The organism is Actinopolymorpha sp. B11F2 (assembly GCF_040195635.1).
GTDB lineage: Bacteria > Actinomycetota > Actinomycetes > Propionibacteriales > Actinopolymorphaceae > Thermasporomyces.
In genome coordinates this window covers 38592-58559 of sequence record NZ_JBEFTX010000003.1, presented here as the reverse complement: position 1 = coordinate 58559, position 19968 = coordinate 38592, and the positions used below count along the sequence as shown (strand labels likewise).

The following is a 19968-nucleotide window of genomic DNA, read 5'->3' as shown; positions in this document are numbered from 1 at the left end:
GCTCTGTGGCAGTGACGCCGCGCCCCACCTCTGGGTCCTGGCTCACCCTTGCCGATCAGAGCGTTGTCAGAGTGGCATCGATAACATCAATGTGCAAGAGATGCTTTTGTGCCGCGCGACTTTCCACCCCTTCAGGGGGAACGTCGCGGTGCGGTGGAGGCGCGTACCGACAGTGTCGCGGGAGCGACGTACTCGCCACCCGCGGCATCGTCGCCCTGCAGCAGCAGGTCGACGGCTGCTGTGCCGCAGCGGTAGAAGTCCTGTCGCACGGTCGTCAGCGGCGGGAGCAGTACGCCGCCAGGGCGATGTCGTCGACGCTCACGATCGACACGTCGTCGGGCACCGACCGGCCACGCTCGCGCAGGGCACGGATCACCCCGAAGGCCATCTCGTCGCTGGCAGCGAAGACAGCAGTCACGTCCGGGATCACCGCGAGCACCTGGCCACGCTGGTATCCCGACTCAGGCGACCAGTCGCCCTCCAGCGGTGGCGGTGCCTCGATACCGGCCGAGGCCAGGCAATCCTGCCAACCGAGGCACCGCTGGTGCGCCTCGATCCACTCCTTCGGTCCGGAGACGTGCCAGACCTGGCGATGGCCGAGATCGAGCAAGTGCTGCGTCGCGATGCGTCCCGCCTCCCGCTGGTCGATCCCCAGGACCCGGGCACTCGCGGTGCGCGAACCGTCGAGCGTGACGGTGGGGATGTCGCGGGTGATGTCCTCCATCTTCTGAGTCACGGAGATGAGCGGGACCGCGAGGACGATGCCGTCCACGCTCTGGTCGGCAAGCTTGGACAACGACCGCTCCATGAGGCCGGTGTCGAGCCTGGCGATGGTCGCGATGCTCACTGCGTACCCAGACTCGCCCGCCGCCGCCTCAACGCCCGCGGTCACCGCGGAGCGCGAGTAGTAGCCGCCGGACTGCAGCAGCACGAGCCCGATGGTGTGGCTGCGACCGGAGGCGAGCACCCGGGCGGCGTTGTTGAACCGGTAGCCGAGTTGCCCCGCCGCGGCGAGCACGCGCTTCCTGGTCTCGGGTCTGACGTTCGGCGAGTCGCGGAGCGCACGCGAGACCGTCTGCGCCGACACCCCGGCACTCCGGGCGACGTCAGACATTCTCGGCGGCCTCGCGGGACGCGCGGTGGCCTCGGCCATGGCGCTCCTCTCCCGCGGCCCGACCCGCGATGTCGCCACCAAATGTTATCCACTCGAGGAGAATGGCATCGGTAACATCGCCCGCCGGCGACAAGGACGCCACCATCGCGTGCGCGACGATCACCCAGCAGCCCGCTGTCGCGCCGCCTTTCCTGGCAAGGGAGCGGCGTCACTGAACGTTGCCATCTCCGGACAGAACACGTTGACGGCACGTGCGCCTCGACTAGCCTCGCGTCGAACGGAAGCTCACTTCCGTACCACGGAATGGTTCCGTGAGCGGATCGATCCACGGGGATGACTACCGTCCGTCCCGCCCTGAGACCGATTCGGCACACCGAGGCAACGTGCTGCCCTGTCTGGGCTTTCCGGTCCGTCGACGGGTCCATGCCACCGCCGTCCACCGTGCCGGCCCTGGCAGGTGGTCCCGCCAGTCCGATATCCAGGCAAGGCCACGAGTCGAACGGGCGCAGCGGATGGCTGGAGGGAGACCGGACGAATGACGTCGGCCAGACTGACTCGGCAGGAGTTCCTGAGGCTCGGCAGCGGGTTGGCTTCAGGTGCACTCCTTCTCAGTGGCTGCGACCTGCTCTCCACGCAGCCGGGGGAAGGTGACAGGCAGCAAGGATCACGCGCCAAAAAGGGTGCGGAAGCGCCCATGCTTGCTCGACAGGTCAAGGACGGCAAACTGCCGCCGGTGAAGGACCGGCTGCCCACGCGGCCGCTCGTGCTCGAGCCGATCGATCGAGTCGGCACGTACGGCGGGACCTGGAACAGCTACATGTTGGGAGCCACCGACACACCGATCCTCGGCCGCACGTTCTACGACCGCCTTGTCCACTGGGATCCGACGTGGCAGGAGATTGTCCCCAACCTCGCCGAGAGCTTCGAGGTCAACGACCTGGGGACCGAGTACACCTTTGCCCTCCGGGAAGGGCTGAAGTGGTCGGACGGCAAACCGTTCACTGCTGACGACATCATGTTCTGGTACGAGGACGTCTTCCTGAACAAGGAGTTGACGCCTGCCTACGCCTTCTCTCTCACCGCTGGCAGCGAGCTGGATCCGGTCTCCGTCGAGAAGCGCGACACCACCCGCTTCCGCTTCGTCTATCCGGAGCCGAACGGTCAACTCCTGCACTGGCTCGCGACCTACGACACGGCGTTCAAAGAGCTGCCCGCCCACTACCTGAAGCAGTTCCACAAGAAGTACAACCCCGAGGTGGACACGCTCGCCGAGAAGGAAGGTTTCTCGGACTGGATCGGGCTCTTCTTCGCCAAGGCAGACTGGTGGGCCAATCCGGACATGCCCCGGCTCCACGCCTGGATCCCCACCAACGCCGTGGGCGAGGGCGGCGGAGGACGCGTCGAGTTCGTACGCAACCCCTACTACTTCAAGGTCGACCCCGACGGAAGCCAGCTGCCCTACATCGATCGGGTGGTGTTCAGCATCTTCACCGAAGAGGAACCCATGTTGCTGAGTGCCTCGGGTGGAGACATCGACCTGACGTTCCGCACGATCAACACCTCGAACAACAAGCCAGTCTTCGCACAGAGCCGAAGCCAAGGCGAGTTCGAGTTCTTCGAGATGGAGCCGAGCCAGCTCAACACCACCTGGATCACGCTCAACCTCACCCATCAGGACCCGGTCAAGCGCGCCATCTTCCGCAACCGGGACTTCCGCATCGGACTCTCGTACGCCATCGACAGGGCCGAGATCATCAAGTCCGTCTACCAACGCCAGGGCGAGCCGTGGCAGATCGCCCCACGGCCCAACGCGCCGTACTGGGACGACGGCGGGGAAATGGCCAAGCAGTACACCGAGTACGACCCCCAGGAAGCGAACAAATACCTCGACCGGGCGGGGTACGCCAAGCGAAACCCCGAAGGTATCCGGCTCGGACCGGACGGAAATCCCATCACGTTCGTCATGCTGACCAAGACCTTCTACTTCGGCATGATCGACACGATGGAAATGGTGCGGAAGTTCTGGCGCGAGGTCGGCATCGACATGCGGGTCAGGGCGGCGGAGGACTCCTACTTCGAGGCCACGACAGAGGCCAACAAGCACGACGGGGCAGTGGACACCGGGGACATCGGCTACAAGGACGTCCTCATCGACCCGCGCTGCTTCATACCGGGATTCCTGCAGGGCGCGTTCTGGGCGATGCTGTGGTACCGCTGGTTCGTCGGCGATCCGGGAGACAAGGAAGAGCCGCCACCTCCGATGCTGAAACAGATGGAGCTCTACCGGCAGACCTTGCGTTCCAAGGTGTCGGTCGACGAGCAGTACGAGGTGATGTCGCAGATTCTCCAGATCTCGAAGGACCAGTTCTGGAACATGGGGATAGCGCTGCCGCCCGTCGGCTATGGCACCGTGACCAACCGCATGAAGAACGTGCCCACGCAGATGTGGGATGCCTTCCGGTGGCCCACGCCCGGGCCGACGAATCCCCCGCAGTACTTCCTGACCGAGTAGCGGCTGGGCGCCATCTCAGGCGGGCATGGCCGGCACACGGCGACGAGGGCGCCGCGACGAAGAGTTGGTGACATGACGGACGCAAACAGGCAGTGGCACGACCGGCCCCTGAGAATCGTGCAGACCGTCCTCAGGGAAATCGACATCATCGGCTACGACCCGCAAGCGGTCGTCGACTACGTCAAGCGGCTGCACGGCAACGTCCTGATCGTCAACGGTGGCGGTCTGTGGGCGTTCTATCCGAGCGACGTGCCGGGCCACCACCGGGTCGCCGGCATGGCCGGCGACATCCTGCGCGAGCTGCGGGACCTGACCGCCAGCGAAGGAATCCGACTGCTGGCCCGGGTGGACTTCCGCGGTGGGCACCCTGACATGTTCGAGGCGCACCCGGACTGGTTCACCTACGACCGCGACGGCCAACCACTGATGCTCAGCGGGCTGCACGCGTCGACACCATGCAGCCCGTTCCGCAACGAGGGTTACGGTTTCCCGATCGTGCGGGAGATCCTCGAGCGCTATGACGTCGACGGAATCTGGGAGAACGCACCGTCGTTCGGTCCGCTGGCCTATGGCCCGGACGTCGAAAGGCGCTTCAAGGACGACACCGGCCACGAGATGCCCGCCGGTGAGTCGTGGGACGATCCCGCCTATCGGGCCTGGCGGGAGTGGCGCATCGCCTGTGTTCAGCGCCATTCCGAAGACATCCACCGGCTGATCAAGGAGTTCGGCGACGACAAGGCCTACGTCGCCGAGGGACCGTCGGGGTTGGACGCTGGCTGGTTGGACCGGTCAGCCCTGGATCTGCAGGGGCTCGGGCCCTTGTGGGACATCGTTGCCGCCCCCACGTTCGACCTGATCAAGGGATCGTACGGGTCGGGCCTGTTGCCGACGCCGGTGTGGCGGGCGGAGGAGGCGACGAAGTACCTGCGCGCCGCCGCACCCGGCAAGCCCGCGACGATCCTCTTCGGACCCTTCGACAACTCCTCGCGCTACACCTCCGTCGTCACGCCCGAGCTTCGGCTCTGGCTCGCGGGTGCGCTGGCGAACGGCGGCGGGTTCTGGGACTGCACGTTTGTCGGTACGCATGGCTTGGACTTTCTCGACCAGCGTGGCCAGGACGACATCGGCGAGTTCTTCCAGCTGCTCGAACGTCATGAGGACGTGTTCGACGAGGTCGAGTCCGTCGCCGACGTGGCGGTGGTGCACTCCAGGCTGTCGCAGGAGCGGTTCGGATCGAACGATCCGAAGAATGACAGCTACATCCAGCACGTACGCGGTGTGGAGCTCGCCATGTTGGAGAACCACATCCCCTTCGACCTGATCCTCGACACCAGGATTTCCGCGGAGACGCTCGGCAGATACAAGGTCGTGATCCTGCCCAACACCGCCGTACTCACGCCCGAGCAGGAGGCCGCGGTGCGCGCGTACGTCCAGTCTGGCGGTGGCGTCGTGGCGACGTACGAGACCTCCCTGTACGACCAGGACCTCCAGCGCAGAGACGACTACGGGTTGAGCGACGTGTTCGGTGCCCGCAGTCTCGGGGTGAAGCGCGGGCCACTCGTCTACGGCTACTCGTGGATCGCCGAACGAACGCCGCTGACCGAAGGCCTGGAGGAGACCCAGGTCTGCACCAACAACGGCTACATCTGGCTCACGGCCGCCCACGGCGGCCAGGTCCCCGTCACGCTTCTCGCCGAGTTCGTTCCACAGCCGCCGGAACGCGGTTGGAGCCCGGCGGTGGCCGACCGCAGCGAGTCGCCGGCACACGCACCGGTCCACGCGTCCCTGCCCGTCCTGGTCAACCATCGGTTCGGGGCCGGCCGATCGGTGTTCTTCCCCGGACAGACCGACAAGCTCTTCGCCGCAGACGGTCACCCCGACTACGGCGTCCTGCTCCACAACGCCATCCGGTGGGCCGGTGGAGAGTCGGAGCCGCTGGTCGAGACCGATGCGCCGGCGGCGGTGCACGTGACCGTGATGCGGCACCGCGACGGGCGGCTGATCGTCCACCTGCTCAACTACTGCGGCGGATACCGCCGCCCCATCACGGCGATCCAACCAGTCACGAACGTCACGATCGACCTACGGTGTCCCGAACCGCCGGGTGCTGCTCGGCTGCTCCGCGGCGGCCGTGAGGTCGAGCTGAAGCACGCGGGCGGCCGGGCGAGGTTCACGGTTCCGGTGATCAACGACTACGAAGCCGTCGTGCTGGGGCTGGGCGAGGAGGACGCGTGAGGATCACCGAGGTGCAGGTGTTGCACGTACACGGACCGGCCTACGATCGCCCGGCCACGTACCGGCAGCACAGGATGCTGCACCACTATGCCGAGTACGCCCCGACCTCGGAGTGGCAGAGCGGCGGCGACCAGCCGCAGGTGTCGGCGTACTACCTGAGAATCGAGGCCGGCAGCCAGTTCGGGCTCTACGGTCCGGTCGACCGCGCCGCGGCCGACCTGGTGCTCTCCGATCTGCGCGAGTTCCTGATCGGCAAGGACCCGCGCCAGTTCTCGATTCTCTGGGACCAGCTCTATCGCATCGACAGACACGCCAGGTCGAGCCACCCGATGATGGCGATCAGTGCCGTCGACAATGCCGTGTGGGACCTGCTCGGGCGTCACTACGACGCATCGGTGTGCCAGCTGCTCGGCGGTCCACGGTCAGCCGAGATCGAGGCGTACGCGAGCACGCTGGGATCCTCGCTGGCACCCGGTGACGCGGAGGAGATCGCCAACCGTCTGCGGGGGAACGGATTCCGGCACCAGAAGTGGTTCTTCGGCTACGGTCCGCGCGACGGCGCGGAGGGCCTTGCCGCCAACGTCGACCTCGCCCGCCGGCTACGTGCCGCGGTCGATGAGGATGTCGAACTGTCCTTCGATGCATTCATGAGCTGGACCGTGCCCTATGCCAGGGAATGGCTGCGCCGGGCCGCGCCCTATCGCCCGTACTGGCTCGAGGAGCCGCTGCCGGCCGACCAACTGGAGGCGATGGCGGCGCTGCGGCGCGAGACCGACGTCCCACTCACGGCCGGCGAGCACCTCTATGGCCGCTGGGAGGCCTTCCGCTACATCGAGGCCGGCGCCGTCGACGTGATGCAGTCGGACCCGGAGTGGTGTGGTGGGGTGACCGAGCTGGTCCAGATCTGCACGGTCGCCTCGCTCCGCGGAGTACCGGTCATCCCGCACGGGCACGGAGTGCGCGCCGCGCTGCACGTCGTCGCGAGCAGGCCGCCGAGTGTGTGCCCGAAGATCGAGTACCTCGTCAACCGGGTGTACCAGAAGCTGCACTTCGAGAAGGACTTTCCCACTCCGGTCGACGGACGAGTGGCGGTCGGGACCGCGCCCGGCTTCGGGATCGAGCTCGACGAATCGAAGATCGAGACCGTCGACACCCTCTGACCGCCCACGCAGAGCGGAGCGCCTCACCTCGCCTCGCGAGGGGTCGGCCTGGCGTACGGATCGGCGCGCATATTCCTCGGCTGCGCGGTCGGCAGTCGCCGATGTCAGCTCGATGCATCCCCCACCGTCGACGTGCCCGAGGACCCACGCTCACCGGTCTGCGCCAGCCGGCGAGGAGGCGTCGTGTACGCCGGCGCCTTACGTCCCCCGCCGTAGCCGATGGGGTGCACGGGTGGCCGGGCGATCAGGTCGGCGATGAACATCCTTCGGGCCACGATGACCAGCAGGGCCGCGACGGCGAACAGCATGGCGGCGACCCGCCAGGCAGTCTCGTATCCGCTCGCGGCGACCACCGCGCCGAAGAGTGCCGGTCCTGCTGCTCCACCAACGAAAGCTCCTGCCTGGAGATAGCTGCTCGCAGCGCCGGGCGCGTCCCTGCTGACCCGGACGACGGCGTACAGCAGCAGCCCCGGCCACGACCATCCGAACGCAAACGCGATCAGGCCGGCCGCCACCACGGTGGGTTCGGACGGGAACGACAACACCGCCAAGGCCGCCGCACCGATGAGCATCTGGGCCGCGACAACCGGCAGGTTGCGCCCGTGCCGACGGTCGGCGAGGTGCCCGGAGACCACCCGCACGACAAGGTTCACCGCGCTACCCGTCGCCATCAGCAGCCCTGCTACGTCCGGAGTCAGACCCACCCGGAAACCCCAGGAGGCCACGAAAGCGCCGAGAGAGTTGCCGGCAGCGCTGGCCAGGCTGACCGCGATCATCGTGGTCACCAGCGCCGCCGTGGAGGGACGATCGAGCGCACCGAGTGGGCGAGAGCCGGCGACCGTGGCGCTGGGAAGGCGCAGGCTCACGAGAGCGATCGCCAGGCCGCCGAAGCCGGTGAGCGCGAAGGTCCACCGCCACCCGAGCAGCGCGCCGACCGTCGGAACGGCAAGACCCGCGAGGGTGATCGCGAGTGGGATGGCAGCTTGCTTCACCCCGAAGCCGAGCCCCTGACGATGCGGCGGCACCACTTTGGCCATGGTGACGTTCGACGTCACCTGACATGCCGCGTTGGCGACCCCAAGGATGACCATCGCCACGGTGAGAACCAGCCATGACCGAGCCGCCCAGGCGACCCCGAAGCCACCGGCCGCGGTGAGAAGCCCTGCGACGGCGGTGCTGGTCCGACGTCCCCATCGATCGACCAGTCCACCACCAAGCAACACCGATGCCGCAGCGGCCACGAAGAACGCGCTCACCGCGACGCCGAATCTGCGTTCGTCGAAGTCGAGGTCCGCGCGTACGAACACAGACTGGGAGCTGAGCAGGAACACCGGCAGGATGCCCACCGTCGTCATGGCGCTGGCGCCAAGCACTGTCCAGGTCGTCGGCGGCACCCAGGAACGCTTCATCAGAAGGCGTGTCCTGCGCGCGACCCGCTGGCTCGGCGTGACGTCAGTTCCCCCGGCTGATGCGTACGACCACCTGGGAGTCGGTCACGCTCTCCGCGGAGACCGACAGACCACCGACCTCGGTGGCCGGCTCGCCGACGGTCAGCGTGACCCGCTCTCCGGCGACCTCGACGGTCGCCCGGTCGCCTTCTGTTCCGACGAACCGGGCGTCGACTCCGAGGACGCTCGCGTTGCCCTCGACGCCTCGATCGAAGGTGACCGTGCACTGGTCGAGACCACACTCGGTGGCGGCGCCTTCGGAGCTGCAACCGGCCAGGAGCGCTACGCCGAGGGCGGTGACCGCGACGAGACGCACGATCGTGGCGACGGGCGGCCAGGACATGGGGGGCATGTGCATTCGGTTCGTCACAGCGCCCCAGGCTACAAGGACGAGGTTGTTCGACCCGACGTGCTCCGGTCGGCGGCGAGTTGCTTGGCCAGGGAGGGGATCTCCAAGGCCCGTTCCCCGGCCGGGGTCGCGTGGTGAAGCAGGTTGTCCAGCTGATAGGGATCGCGGGTCAGGTCGTAGTACTCGCGGAAGAAGATCCGCCCGCTGCCCACCTCGTCGCCGGCGGAATTGGTGTGAAGGTCGTAGTACTCCACGTACTGCCTCGTGGTGCTGAGATAGGACGCCCAGGTCGGCCGTCCACCGCGAACATCGTCGGACCACCGCCAGCTTTCGAGCAGGATGTGCTCGCGGCGAAAGTTCGACAACAGCGACCGGCCGTCTTGTGGTGTCGTGGGGGCGACCTGCACGGCGTCCAGGATGGTCGGCGCGAGGTCGATGTTCGCGGCGATGCGATCGTCGACTGTGCCCGAGTCGAGGCCGGCAGCGGGCCAGGACAGGTAGAGCGGCACCTGGTGTGCCGGGCCGTAGGGAAGGGCCTTGTCCAGCAGCGCGTGGTCGGCCCAGAGGTAACCGTGGTCGGAGCAGTAGATCACCAGCGTGTTGTCGAGCTGACCGGTTTCGACCAGCTTGCCCCTGACCGCTTGGAGCGCATCATCGACCGAACGCAGCGACTGTAGCTGCCGCGCCCGCAAGTCCTCGCCGTCGGCGAACGTGTAACGCGAACTCCGAACGAATGGCGGCTTGTCTCGCTTGTCCTTCTCCAGGACCGAGGGCCGACCGCTCCAGGACGGGACCTCGCTTCCTTCGTACGGCGCGTCGGCGGTGGAGGGCCGGTGCGGAGCGTTGGGAGTGAAGACCGCGAACCATGGCCTGCTGTCGGCCGCCGCCCGATCCAGAAATCCCAGGAGCCGATTCTTCAGCACCGTGGTGGTGTATCCGGGAACCATCTGGACGACGCCGTCGACGTTGTAGTGGGCGTCGACGTAACGGGGCCGCACAACAGTCCACTCGTCGAAGTGTGGTGGCGGGTTCTTCACCCCCCAGTTGTTGACGTACTTTCCAAACAGCGCGGTCCGGTATCCAGCCTGTTGAAGCTGCCGCTGCACTGTGGTGTTCTGATCCAACTTGGACGGATGCCCGTTGTCCAGCACTCGGTGGTTGTGCGCATAACGACCGGAGAAGATGGACGCACGAGACGGCGCACAGAGCGGCGTGGTGGCGTGGGCGTTGCGGAACCGAATTCCTTGACCTGCAACCCAGCTCACGGCAGTCGGTGTCGCCCACTCCGTGTGCAGGGGTTGGTCATCGGTGATGATCAACAAGACGTTTGGCTTTTCCGATGCGCCGCTTCCCGTGACCTTGGTGGAGATGTTGGGTCTCGTGCTGGCCGAGTACAGTGGCCACGCCACCGTGGCCGCCGTGGCGGCCGCCGCGATGCCGGCACCTTTGAGCAACCGTCTCCGGCTGACGTGTCGCCGACCCACGAACCTACGGTCCCCCGACATGCACACCGTCCTGACAGCTTCGTTCGGCACCCCCGCTACCACGGGACACCCGAGTACCAGGTGGGTGGACCCCATGGGCACGGCCCTCGTTATATCAGCGGGGCAGCCAGCCGATGACGGCGGCGTTCACTCCTCGACCCACTCCAGCAGGTCGCCGGGCTGGCAGTCGAGCACCCGGCAGATGGCTTCCAGGGTGCTGAAGCGCACCGCCTTGGCACGGCCGTTCTTCAGTACCGCCACGTTTGCCGGCGTGAGTCCGACCTGCTCGGAGAATTCGCCGACGCTCATCTTGCGCTTGGCCAACTCGACGTCGATGCGCACCACGATGGGCATCAGATCACCGCCTCCATGTCGGTCCGCAGCGTGGTGGCCTGCCGCAGCAGCGCACGCATCACCACCATCAGGAGACCGAGCACAGTGACACCTATGACCATCAAGAAGAGCAGGAGCGGTACGCCCGGGTCGTCCGCGTTGAGACCGACGTAGACAAACACGCCCAGAAGCACGATCCACGCCGCGGCGATGGCCCACACGATCGCATCCACCCAGGCCAAGGAGCCCGGACTGAAGATGCGGTCGTGTTTGACCATGGTGAGCAACTTCCAGGTGGAAACGATCACGACCTGAACACACAGCACCCAGAACACCGCCACGGCGGTCATCGGCCACCTCAGGTACGCCTGGTCCGGGGACTCCTCGGCCATGTGCGCGAACTGTCCAGGCAGGGAGAGGACCTGGAACACGACCAGGACGCCGAACAGCAACACGAGGAAGACTCGGAGAGGGGCTACCGCCCGATGCGCCGCAACCATGTATCGAGTATGGGCTGTTCTATATCGACTGTCAATCGATACCTGCCGTTTCGCGTCGGCTCCCCTCGTACGGAAGCGGCGGCCGCTCCGGTTTCCTCGACTTCGGGCGGTGCGGAGCGGTGGAACCCAAGTGGAAGTCGGCGATCCGGAAGGCCGACGGCAGGCCTGCGCGACGCGGTGGTTCCTGATAGGCGACGGAGAGTACGCCGTCGAGGGCCAGCCGCGAGCGGTCGATGATCAGCTCCGACACGTTGCGGACGTCTCCGGCGGCGAAGACGGTCCGCCAGTCGGTCCACCTGCTCGCTGCCGTCGCGGCCATGATGCGTGCGTCGGGCAGGATCACGTAGGCGGTGTCGTCGTTCCCAAAGACGATTTTCGTCCGTCCGGAACTCCCCTGCCGGGTGGGCAGCGAGGTCTCGTGCCAGGCGCCGTCATCGTCACGCCAGGCGTGGTACGGGCGGGCGAACCGCCTGCGGTCGGTGTAGAGGTCGCGCGCACAACCGCCGAGTTGATCGAGATCGCTCGCCCGCACCCGGCTGGTCATCACATGGAGACGCCCCTCATTGTCGAACGCTTGGGACTCCTGGTTCATCAGACCGCGGTCGATCGGGATGCCTCGCACGATGTGCGGGTCGTGGACCGCGATCAGGTCCCGGGTCCCGGTACGCCCGATCACCCGGCCGTGGTTACCGGTCCAGGTCATTCCGCCGTCATGGCTGACCGCGTAGCCGGTGTCGTGGTTGCCGACACTGGCGCCGTCGCATGAGCCGCTGGGATGTTCCCGCCAGGTCCACGTGATGGCCAGGTCACCGGTTGCTGGGTCGGCGGTGAAGCCGTGCAGGTAGGCGTTGCGCGTGGTGCTCGTCCCGTATTTCGAGCTGTAGGTGCCCTGGCTGGACGTGTAGCTGCCGAGGAAGGACCAGGTGCCGGCAGGCGTGTCGTCGTAGCGCAGCAGCACCTGCTGGCCGTTGCCCGAGATGCCGTCGCGGTACGTCAACAGCATGCGGCCACGGACCACCTCGAACCGCGGATAGGTGAGAGTCTTCGGAGCCTCCGGTGCGCCGGGCCACGATGGTCGCGTGCGCTCGAAGACTCGCGACGTCCACGGGACCTCGCGCGGCGCGCTGGCGACCCCTGGACGTGTTCGCGTGTAGCGGATGCCCTCGTTGTGCGTCGGGAGCGCGACATGCAGGCGACCATCGGACGCCGTCACGGCCATGGCGATCGTGTTGTGCGAGTCGTCGCGGTAGAGGTCGACGTCCAGCTCCGTACTCTGCCAGCGTCCGGAGGGGAGCTTACGACGTGCGATGACGGCGCGTTCGCTGTCGCGATACCAGCCGGTGTACTGCCAGCCGCGGTAGGTGAGGATGCCGTCCTGCTGGTAGCTGGCGATGTTCGCGGTGTTCTCGTACGTGATCACGCCGCGTGCCGCCGGATCGAGGATGGCATCGCTGCGCCGCGAGACACCGGGCTGGTGCGGACCTTCCGACGTGGATACGACGATGAGGAACGCCGCGAGCACAGCGCCGAGGAGCAGGCACCCGCGGTGGAGCCAGGCCATGCGTGTGAACCTCTCGCCTTGAACACGACCAAAAGAGATCGATCGGCACTGCACAAACGTCGGTACCCATGCGCGGCCTTCTGCGAACCAGAAAGGGTTGTGCGCGTGTTATTCGACCTTTGCGGCCGGCGCCGCGCCCTCCTCGGCCTTGCGCCACGGCCACCGCCCCGTGACCTCGAGTTCGAGCGAGAAGCTGAGGAACGTACGGATCGCCACGATCAGGGCAAGCACTCCGACGCTGGTGAACGTCGGTTGGACCGCAACGGTCCGGATGATGTCGCCCGCGACGAGGAACTCCAGGCCGAGCAGGATCGACCGCCCGATGCGGCGACGGTAGACGCGGTACGCACCTGCCTCGTGGCGAGCGAGCTGGATGGCCGCGAGGACGGTCGAGACGAGCGTTCCCACCACGATCGCGGCGACGCCCACGCAGTCGACGCCTATACCGACGAGCGTCACGACCTACTGGAACTCCACCATCCCCCCTCTGTTCGCCCGTGCTCGACTTGTACCCGTCCATAGGTGTCGACGATCCGCGGACCAGCGGACCAGCGGACGAGCCCGCCCGACAGGAACCCTTTGAGGTGTGGCTGATGCCCAGAAGGGCATCCCGTAGTCATGAACGAGCGGTTCGATGCGATCGTGATCGGAATGGGACCAGGCGGGGAGACCGTCGCCAACAGGCTGATCGCGGGGGGTAAGCGCGTCGCCGTGGTGGAGAAGCAGCTGATCGGCGGGGAGTGCGCTTATTGGGCGTGCATGCCGTCCAAGACCCTGCTCCGGCCGGTCGAGGCCCGGGCCGAAGCCTCCCGCGTCGCCGGGGTTGGCAAGCCCTCGATGGAATGGGCCAAGGTGCGGGACTATCGCGACGTCATCGTCCGTCACCTCGACGACAGCGCCCAGGTCGAGGAGTACCGCGCGAATGGTGCGACCGTGATCAAGGGTGAAGGTCGACTGGCTGGGCCCGGCCAGGTCGCGGTGGACGGAGAGGTGCTGACCGCGGAAAACATCATCATCGGTACCGGATCCAAACAAGCCTGGCCCGACGTCGAGGGGCTGGACCAGGTACCAGTCTGGACGAACCGGGAAGCCACCAACCTGAAGGAGATCCCCGAACGTTCGTTGCTCATCGGCGGCAGTGCGGTCGGCGTCGAACTCGGCACCTTCCTCCACCGGATGGGCAGCCGGGTCACGATCGTCCAGCGCGGACCGCATCTGCTGGGCCGTGAGGTCCCGGAGCTGGGTGAGGCCGTCGAGGCCCACCTGGCCAAGGAGGGCGTCGACGTCCGTACGAACTGCCAGGTACGCGCGGCCCGCCGCGACGGGTCCGACACCGTGGTCGACCTCGACGACGGCACCAGCGTGCGGGTCGACATGATCGTGCTTGCCTCCGGCCGGACGGTCGCCACCACCGACCTCGGCCTGGACACCGCCGGCGTTCGTACCGGCCCACGCGGCGAACTCCAGGTGGACCAGCACTGCCGGGTCGGCGACGGCTTGTGGGCGGTCGGGGACATCACCGGCGTCGCGCTGTTCACCCACACGGCGCTGTACCAGGGTCGCGTCGTTGCCGACAACATCCTCGGCAAGCCCCACCCCGCCAACTACACCGGCATACCGCGGGTCGTCTTCGGCGAGCCCGAGATCGCCGCCGTCGGCCTCACGACCGACGCGGCCCGCCAGCAGGGAATCGACGTCGCCACCGCGCAGATCGACCTGGCCGAGTCGATCCCCAGGCCATGGACGTTCGAGACCGAACCGCGCGGCACCCTCGGCCTCATCGCCGACCGGCAACGACGAATCCTGATCGGGGCGTGGGCCTTGTCGCCCCTCGCCGGGGAATGGATCCACACGGCCGTCCTGGCCATCCGCAACCAACTGCCCATCGACGTACTGCTCGACGGGATCGCGCAGTTCCCCAGCTACAACGAGGCCTACTACGAAGCCGCCGCAGCCCTTGGACTGTGAGCGGACCAGTCCTGCACCTCCCGAGGTTTCAGGCGTACACCACGATGAGGGTCGCGTCAGTGGCCGCGGGTGAGGTCGGTGAGCGCTCGCCGTAGTGGTACGACCCCGGATTCGAGATGTCCTGTCTGGCCACTGGTGAGCAGCCACCGCAGGTAGCCGATTGCCCTCATCATCAGTGCCCGCGAGATGGTTTGACGTAGCGCGGGATCGCGAGCCTCGTCTCCGCTGTGCCCCTCGAGTACGGCGTCGAAGTCGGCCCTCGGGTGGCGCATGGCGACCTCGGCCAGATCATCCTCGGCGGCCCCGGCACTCCACATTCCCCAGTCGATGAGCCCATGCACCCGAAACTCCTGGTCGACAAATATGTGGTCGGGCGACAGATCACCATGACAGAGCACGGGTGCGGGTCGACGGACCGGTTCTCCCAGCGCCCGGTGGAGTAGACCACGAGCGTCCTGGATCTCCGTGTCGGTCAGTCCAGCCTCGCCCAGGTGATCGCAGGCGGCGATCACATTCGTGATGTACCGACGCTGGTCGGTGGCCTGGTCGGGCCAGTCACCAGTGCCGTCGGGCATGCCGCGGCCGGGCATCGAGACGGTGTGAAGCCTGGCCAGGACGCGGCCGAGGTCGCGCATGGTGCCGGCCCGCCGACCGGTCGGCATCGACGGCAGCAGGCCAGTGAGTTGCCGGCCGCCCGCCGCGGCGACCACCATGGCGTGCCGGTCCCCTTCGTTACTGGCGATCGGCTCCACCGTCAGGACATCGGGGACGGGAACGCCTGCGCGGCGGGCGTGTTCCATGGCCCACGCCTCCCGATAGAGGCTGAGCGCGGGTGTGTCTGGACGGCCTATGCGCACAAACACCGTGCCGCCTTCGGCGAGGTCGGCGCGGTAGACCTCATTCTCATCGCCATGGATGAGTCGCTCGATCCCTGCGACCTTCTGTCCGCAAACGCGCTGGATCAGCTCCATCACCGCCGGACGTGGGACGGCGAACTGCGCGTGCAACTGGTCCAGGAATGCGGTTCGATCCATCGACATTCGCCTCCGTGGCGAAGCTTGACCGTCCAACTCAACGGCTAGGCGGCAACGCATGGCGGAACGCATGACGGTACCCCGCATGGCTCTCTGGCACAGCAGCCCGCCGCTCCCGCCGGCCGACTACCGCCTCGATCTCAGCGGCGACTCACGCAACTCGTCCTGGCCCCAGCCCCAGCCCCAGCGATCGATCGTCGATCCAACCATTGCGCAGACCTGATACCTGGAACTACTATGCATCGTACTTCTAGGGTAGGTACGGTGTGTGGAGGTCTCGTGAGGATCACCAAGGATCTTGTCGCCGCGTCGGCGACACCGATGGTGCTCGGCATCCTGGCCGAGGGCGAGAGCTACGGCTACGCCATTCTCAGGAGGATCAACGAGCTGTCCGGTGGAGAGCTGGACTGGACCGAAGGACTGGTCTACCCGTTGCTGCACCGGCTCGAGCGGCTCGGGCATGTGGAGTCGAGTTGGCGGTCGGTCGCTGGGGAGCGGCGGCGCAAGTACTACCGCGTCACCGACAAGGGCATGGCCGAGCTTGCCGAGCAGCGGCGCCAGTGGGGCACCGTCGTGGACGCACTGGACGAGATCTGGATCGGCCGCGGCGATTTTGTCCGGCAGTTGACGGCGATCCCGATGGGGGGCCGGGCATGACAGCACTAGGCGGTCAGGACGAGCTGGAGGCCCAGTTCGCGCAGTGGCGTGACTACGTACGACGCCGCCCAGAGCTACGGCAGTCCGACGCCGACGAGCTCGAAGACCATCTCCGAGGTTCCGTCGATGAGCTCATCGCCGTGGGCCTCCGCGCCGACGAGGCATTCCTGGTCGCGGTCAAGCGCATGGGTAGCTTGGACGACTTGTCCCGCGAGTTCGCCCGGGAGCATTCGGAACGGCTGTGGAAGCAACTGGTCCTGACCGGCGAAACCGGCGGCGAGGTGGCGAACGCCCGTTCGCGGCGTGACCTCCTGGTGATGGTCATCTGTGCGGCGGGCGCGGTGGTGTCCATCAAGGTGCCGGCCCTGTTCGGGTTGAACTTCGACGAGGACGCCGCGTTCTACGCACCAAACTTCAGTCTGTTCGCGCTGCCCTGGCTCGCGGGCTTCCTGGCCTGGCGCCGCCAGGTCAGGCCCCAGCTGATCGGGGTACTACTGGCGTTGTTCGCGCTCGGCGCCGTGGCAGCCAACATCTATCCGCTCGCGGAGGACTCCCAGTCGGTGGTCCTGACCGCCATCCATCTCCCCATCGCCCTGTGGCTCGTAGTTGGCCTGGCCTATGTCGCCGACGACTGGCGATCGTCACGCCGACGGATGGACTTCATCCGCTTCACCGGCGAATGCTTTGTCTACTTCGTTCTCATCGCCCTCGGCGGTGGCGTGTTGACCGCGTTCGTGGTCGGCACCTTCCAGGCCATCGGGATCGAGCCGGAAACCTTCATCTCCCAATGGCTTCTTCCCTGCGGCGTCGTGGCCGCCGTCGTGGTGGCCGGGTGGCTCGTCGAGGCCAAGCAGAGTGTTGTCGAGAACATTGCCCCCGTGCTCACGCGGCTGTTCACACCGCTCTTCACCGCCGTGCTGCTGGCGTTCCTTGTCGCCCTCGGGTGGACCAGCGCCACCATCGATGTCGGGCGGGAAACGCTGATCCTATTCGACCTCCTGCTGGTCGTCGTACTCGGTTTGCTGCTCTACTCGCTCTCTGCCCGCGACCCGCTGGCCACACCCGGCCTGTTCGACAAGCTTCAGTTCGCCCTCGTGGTCAGCGCGCTGGCCATCGACGTGCTGGTGCTCCTGGAAATCACCGGACGCATCACTGAGTACGGCGCCACACCCAACAAGGCGGCGGCCCTCGGGGAGAACGTCATCCTGCTTGCCAATCTCGCCTGGTCGGCGTGGCTGGTGCTGGGTTTCGTCCGCCGACGTACTCCGTTCGCCACGCTCGAGCGGTGGCAGACCGGCTACCTCCCGGTCTACGCCGCGTGGGCCTGGATCGTGGTCCTGGTCTTCCCTCCGTTGTTCAGCTACCTCTGATCGACTTCACGGTGGCTTCCAGCGAACCTCTTGCGGCTTGGCCCTCGGAGGCCCTGCCTCAGGTCGATTCGTTCATGAACGTGGTGAGCACAGGGCGAAACCGTTCGAGGTGCGCCGTGAGCAGTCCACCGGATGGAACAGCTCAAGTCGGCCAGCCAACCGGTCGGCCCACTCCTCGGCCACCCGCGCGGGATGACCCTGGTCGCCACGCTGACCCACCACCAGGACGTCCGTGCTCGTGGTGGCGACCCGTGCCGGCTTGACTGTCGAGAGCGTTTCCAGCCATGACCGGTACCGACCGGCCGCGGTGCCGCCCGGGGGAAGTATCAGCGCTACCCGGTCGAAGCGTCCCGGCTCCTCGGCCAGCACTCCGAGAATTGCTCGTGCTCCCCTGGACATGCCCACCGCCTGGGTCGCGTGGTAGTCGTCGGCCACGGCACGTAGCTCGTCCGCGTCGCGATCGGCTTCGCGGCGTGGGCGCTTCGGCGTCGAGAAACTCGCGGAGATGGGGACGTCCCACGGGGCGATGCTCTCGTTGTCGAAGAATGCGGGTCAGTGGAGCGCGTCCTGGAGGCGGTTGCGTTCGCGGGCGAGCCGCTCGACACTGGCCTCATGGTTCGGGGTGGAATGACAGCCGCATCACGGCCCGCTTGCCGGTGTCGCGGATGGTGACGAACCCGCGCGCCTCGAACGACTGGCGGCGCCCCATCCAGCTGGCGTTCTCCTCTGCCCGCCGGTCAGTCAAGGCGTGCTGCGCGACGTCGACTTTCGGAAAGGCGTCGACAGCCGTGGCGCCCGAGGCACGGGCGTATTCGATCGCCGCGTCGAGCAGCGCGCTCGACACCCCCGTCCCGCGCAGTGCACGATCGACGTAGAAGCAGGTCACGGCAAAGACGCCGCGGTCTCCCGGGCAGGGCCCGTACCAGCGAGATCGCTCGAGGCTGCTGTGGTCCTCACGTGGCGCGACCGCGACCCAACCAACCGGGCGACCGTCGGCGTACGCGATCAGGCCAGGGACGCGGCCATCGTCGACGGCAACCTTGAAGGCTGCCTTGTTCAGCGCACGTACGCCCTGCCTTTCACGCCAGCACGAGCACCAGCAGGACCCGGGTATCGGCGTGCCGCCGCGCGGGCCCTTACGCTCGAACAGCTCCACGAGGTCGTCCCAACGATCGGGCGTGACCGGATGGATCTCCACGCCGGTGTCGTTGTCTCGAACCGTTCGCCACACGCCCATCGCCCTACTGCTCCCTTCCAGCCGAAGCAGCGCCACGTCCTTCGTCCCGTAGCAGTCGGGCAGCGAGCTCGGCATTGCGTTGCGCGAACGCACGCCAGCGGGCGTGGGTCGCCGCCACCCGGTCGCGTGCCGCCTTCTCGGCGGTGGCTCGTTGCGTCCACCTGCACAGTCGGCCTGCGCGCATCGTGAACCGTACGAGAATGCCGTCGGCCCAGCCGTACACGTCGGCATCGTCCGGCTCGAGTAACGACACCTTCTGCTCGGCCATGATCCAGTCGAACGCGGTGATCTCGTCCTGCAGCTTCGCCGCGAGCTCGAATCTGAGCTGCTCGGCGGCGCGGTCGCGGCGACGCACCAGCTCCGCTCGCAGCGCCGTCACCGCCGCCGGATCGCGTTCGAGCACGGCGATCGCTGTCTGTGCGAGCGTGTCCCGGTCACTCGGACCGATGCCGAGCTGGTGAGCGAGCTCGCGTGCCGAACCGTTGGCGGCGGTCGCGTACGACAGGGGCAGCACCCGGTGGAGCGCGGAGATCGCCTGCCGGATCCGCAGGCCGCCGAGGAAGGGGCCGAAGTGCGGTGCGGCCGTCGTCGCGTTGTACGCGAGCCGCAGGCCTGGTCGGGACCGCCCGGCGTCGACGCGGATGTATCCGACGACTCCCAGGCCGCCTTCGGCGCGGTTCCAGCGTGGTTTGGACCGCTCGAGCAGGTTGCGTTCCAACCAGGCCGCCTCGTGCTCGGAATCGCACCAGACTGCCTCGACTCGCCCGATGCGGGCCACCATCGCCGCCAGGTGCGGGCGATCGCCGAGGTTGGTCCAGTACGACTGCACGCGGCGGCGCAGGCTGCGGGCCCGGCCGATGTAGAGCACCTTGCCGGCCCCATCGCGGAAGCGGTAGACCCCCGGCTCCAGGGGAAGCCGACGGGCGACGGCGCGCGGAGACGTCATGCCACCTCCACCTGCGGCCGCCGGAGATCCCGCAGCCGGGTGGTCTCGGCGATGCGCGGC

At 67.1% G+C, this 19968-nt stretch carries 19 protein-coding genes; 6 read left to right on the top strand and 13 right to left on the bottom strand.

The genetic code is table 11. The features are described from left to right. Positions 1-131: 131 nt before the first annotated feature. Together ABN034_RS06710 and ABN034_RS06705 are read right to left on the bottom strand one after the other, a co-directional pair. A complete protein-coding gene (locus tag ABN034_RS06710; protein WP_349690114.1) occupies positions 132-269 on the bottom strand; it encodes a hypothetical protein in 138 nt (45 codons plus the stop codon). Positions 270-274: 5 nt separating this feature from the next. Beyond that, entirely contained in the window at positions 275-1153 is an 879-nt protein-coding gene (locus tag ABN034_RS06705; RefSeq protein WP_349690113.1) for a LacI family DNA-binding transcriptional regulator, read from the bottom strand. 655 nt (positions 1154-1808) lie between these two features. Here ABN034_RS06705 and ABN034_RS06700 point away from each other — a divergent pair. The 3 genes from ABN034_RS06700 (at position 1809) to ABN034_RS06690 (ending at position 7021) form a co-directional block, all read left to right on the top strand. Beyond that, on the top strand, positions 1809-3626 hold the full coding sequence (locus ABN034_RS06700; protein WP_349690112.1) for an ABC transporter substrate-binding protein: 1818 nt from the start codon (positions 1809-1811) through the stop codon (positions 3624-3626). Between the two features lie 72 nt (positions 3627-3698). Further along, entirely contained in the window at positions 3699-5861 is a 2163-nt protein-coding gene (locus tag ABN034_RS06695; RefSeq protein ID WP_349690111.1) for a ThuA domain-containing protein, read from the top strand. Beyond that, a complete protein-coding gene (locus ABN034_RS06690; RefSeq protein WP_349690110.1) occupies positions 5858-7021 on the top strand; it encodes an enolase C-terminal domain-like protein in 1164 nt (387 codons plus the stop codon). Before ABN034_RS06695 ends, ABN034_RS06690 begins: the two co-directional genes overlap by 4 nt. Positions 7022-7125: 104 nt before the next feature. On the opposite strand, the gene ABN034_RS06685 is transcribed toward ABN034_RS06690, so the two are convergent. The 7 genes from ABN034_RS06685 to ABN034_RS06655 all read right to left on the bottom strand — a co-directional run bounded on the left by ABN034_RS06685 (position 7126) and on the right by ABN034_RS06655 (position 13155). Further along, positions 7126-8430, bottom strand: a complete 1305-nt coding sequence (locus ABN034_RS06685; protein ID WP_349690109.1) for an MFS transporter — start codon at positions 8428-8430, stop codon at positions 7126-7128. A gap of 43 nt (positions 8431-8473) precedes the next feature. Continuing rightward, positions 8474-8839 (bottom strand): hypothetical protein, encoded by a 366-nt coding sequence (locus ABN034_RS06680; RefSeq protein WP_349690108.1) that lies wholly within the window; start codon positions 8837-8839, stop codon positions 8474-8476. Positions 8840-8850: 11 nt separating this feature from the next. After that, positions 8851-10302: a sulfatase family protein gene (locus tag ABN034_RS06675; RefSeq protein WP_349690107.1), complete on the bottom strand. Its 1452-nt coding sequence runs from the start codon at positions 10300-10302 to the stop codon at positions 8851-8853. A gap of 147 nt (positions 10303-10449) precedes the next feature. Further along, positions 10450-10656, bottom strand: coding sequence for a helix-turn-helix domain-containing protein (locus ABN034_RS06670; RefSeq protein ID WP_349690106.1), 207 nt, complete (start codon positions 10654-10656; stop codon positions 10450-10452). Further along, positions 10656-11135, bottom strand: a complete 480-nt coding sequence (locus tag ABN034_RS06665) for a DUF2975 domain-containing protein (RefSeq protein WP_349690105.1) — start codon at positions 11133-11135, stop codon at positions 10656-10658. The genes ABN034_RS06670 and ABN034_RS06665 overlap by 1 nt, the downstream gene beginning before the upstream one ends. A 31-nt stretch (positions 11136-11166) precedes the next feature. Continuing rightward, complete coding sequence (locus ABN034_RS06660; RefSeq protein ID WP_349690104.1) at positions 11167-12696, bottom strand: BNR repeat-containing protein; 1530 nt, start codon at positions 12694-12696, stop codon at positions 11167-11169. A 108-nt stretch (positions 12697-12804) separates the two neighbouring features. Then, positions 12805-13155 (bottom strand): DUF1622 domain-containing protein, encoded by a 351-nt coding sequence (locus tag ABN034_RS06655; protein ID WP_349690103.1) that lies wholly within the window; start codon positions 13153-13155, stop codon positions 12805-12807. A gap of 159 nt (positions 13156-13314) precedes the next feature. Here ABN034_RS06655 and ABN034_RS06650 point away from each other — a divergent pair, with 159 nt between their 5' ends. Then, complete coding sequence (locus ABN034_RS06650; protein WP_349690102.1) at positions 13315-14664, top strand: dihydrolipoyl dehydrogenase family protein; 1350 nt, start codon at positions 13315-13317, stop codon at positions 14662-14664. 56 nt (positions 14665-14720) lie between these two features. Here the strand turns inward: ABN034_RS06650 and ABN034_RS06645 are convergent, their stop codons facing one another. Beyond that, positions 14721-15698 carry an aminoglycoside phosphotransferase family protein gene (locus ABN034_RS06645; protein WP_349690101.1) on the bottom strand — a complete coding sequence of 326 codons (978 nt, stop codon included), beginning with the start codon at positions 15696-15698 and terminating at the stop codon, positions 14721-14723. Positions 15699-15977: 279 nt separating this feature from the next. Here ABN034_RS06645 and ABN034_RS06640 point away from each other — a divergent pair, with 279 nt between their 5' ends. Both ABN034_RS06640 and ABN034_RS06635 read left to right on the top strand, forming a co-directional pair. Further along, complete coding sequence (locus ABN034_RS06640; protein ID WP_349690100.1) at positions 15978-16355, top strand: PadR family transcriptional regulator; 378 nt, start codon at positions 15978-15980, stop codon at positions 16353-16355. Further along, entirely contained in the window at positions 16352-17725 is a 1374-nt protein-coding gene (locus ABN034_RS06635; RefSeq protein WP_349690099.1) for a permease prefix domain 1-containing protein, read from the top strand. The genes ABN034_RS06640 and ABN034_RS06635 overlap by 4 nt, the downstream gene beginning before the upstream one ends. A 72-nt stretch (positions 17726-17797) precedes the next feature. Here ABN034_RS06635 and ABN034_RS06630 read toward each other — a convergent pair whose 3' ends face one another. From ABN034_RS06630 to ABN034_RS06620, 3 genes are all read right to left on the bottom strand, one after another. Further along, positions 17798-18160, bottom strand: coding sequence for an alpha/beta fold hydrolase family protein (locus ABN034_RS06630; protein ID WP_349690098.1), 363 nt, complete (start codon positions 18158-18160; stop codon positions 17798-17800). Positions 18161-18335: 175 nt separating this feature from the next. Continuing rightward, positions 18336-18923: a GNAT family N-acetyltransferase gene (locus tag ABN034_RS06625; RefSeq protein WP_349690097.1), complete on the bottom strand. Its 588-nt coding sequence runs from the start codon at positions 18921-18923 to the stop codon at positions 18336-18338. A 43-nt stretch (positions 18924-18966) separates the two neighbouring features. After that, positions 18967-19908 (bottom strand): GIY-YIG nuclease family protein, encoded by a 942-nt coding sequence (locus ABN034_RS06620; RefSeq protein WP_349690096.1) that lies wholly within the window; start codon positions 19906-19908, stop codon positions 18967-18969. Between the last annotated feature and the right edge of the window lie 60 nt (positions 19909-19968).

Coding starts and splice junctions, on each gene's coding strand:
- ABN034_RS06695 (WP_349690111.1), top strand. CDS start 3,699: ATGACGGACGCAAACAGGCAGTGGCACGACCGGCCCCTGAGAATCGTG.
- ABN034_RS06660 (WP_349690104.1), bottom strand. CDS start 12,696: ATGGCCTGGCTCCACCGCGGGTGCCTGCTCCTCGGCGCTGTGCTCGCG.
- ABN034_RS06645 (WP_349690101.1), bottom strand. CDS start 15,698: ATGGATCGAACCGCATTCCTGGACCAGTTGCACGCGCAGTTCGCCGTC.
- ABN034_RS06650 (WP_349690102.1), top strand. CDS start 13,315: ATGAACGAGCGGTTCGATGCGATCGTGATCGGAATGGGACCAGGCGGG.
- ABN034_RS06665 (WP_349690105.1), bottom strand. CDS start 11,135: ATGGTTGCGGCGCATCGGGCGGTAGCCCCTCTCCGAGTCTTCCTCGTG.
- ABN034_RS06700 (WP_349690112.1), top strand. CDS start 1,809: ATGCTTGCTCGACAGGTCAAGGACGGCAAACTGCCGCCGGTGAAGGAC.
- ABN034_RS06685 (WP_349690109.1), bottom strand. CDS start 8,430: ATGAAGCGTTCCTGGGTGCCGCCGACGACCTGGACAGTGCTTGGCGCC.
- ABN034_RS06635 (WP_349690099.1), top strand. CDS start 16,352: ATGACAGCACTAGGCGGTCAGGACGAGCTGGAGGCCCAGTTCGCGCAG.
- ABN034_RS06620 (WP_349690096.1), bottom strand. CDS start 19,908: ATGACGTCTCCGCGCGCCGTCGCCCGTCGGCTTCCCCTGGAGCCGGGG.
- ABN034_RS06670 (WP_349690106.1), bottom strand. CDS start 10,656: ATGCCCATCGTGGTGCGCATCGACGTCGAGTTGGCCAAGCGCAAGATG.
- ABN034_RS06705 (WP_349690113.1), bottom strand. CDS start 1,153: ATGGCCGAGGCCACCGCGCGTCCCGCGAGGCCGCCGAGAATGTCTGAC.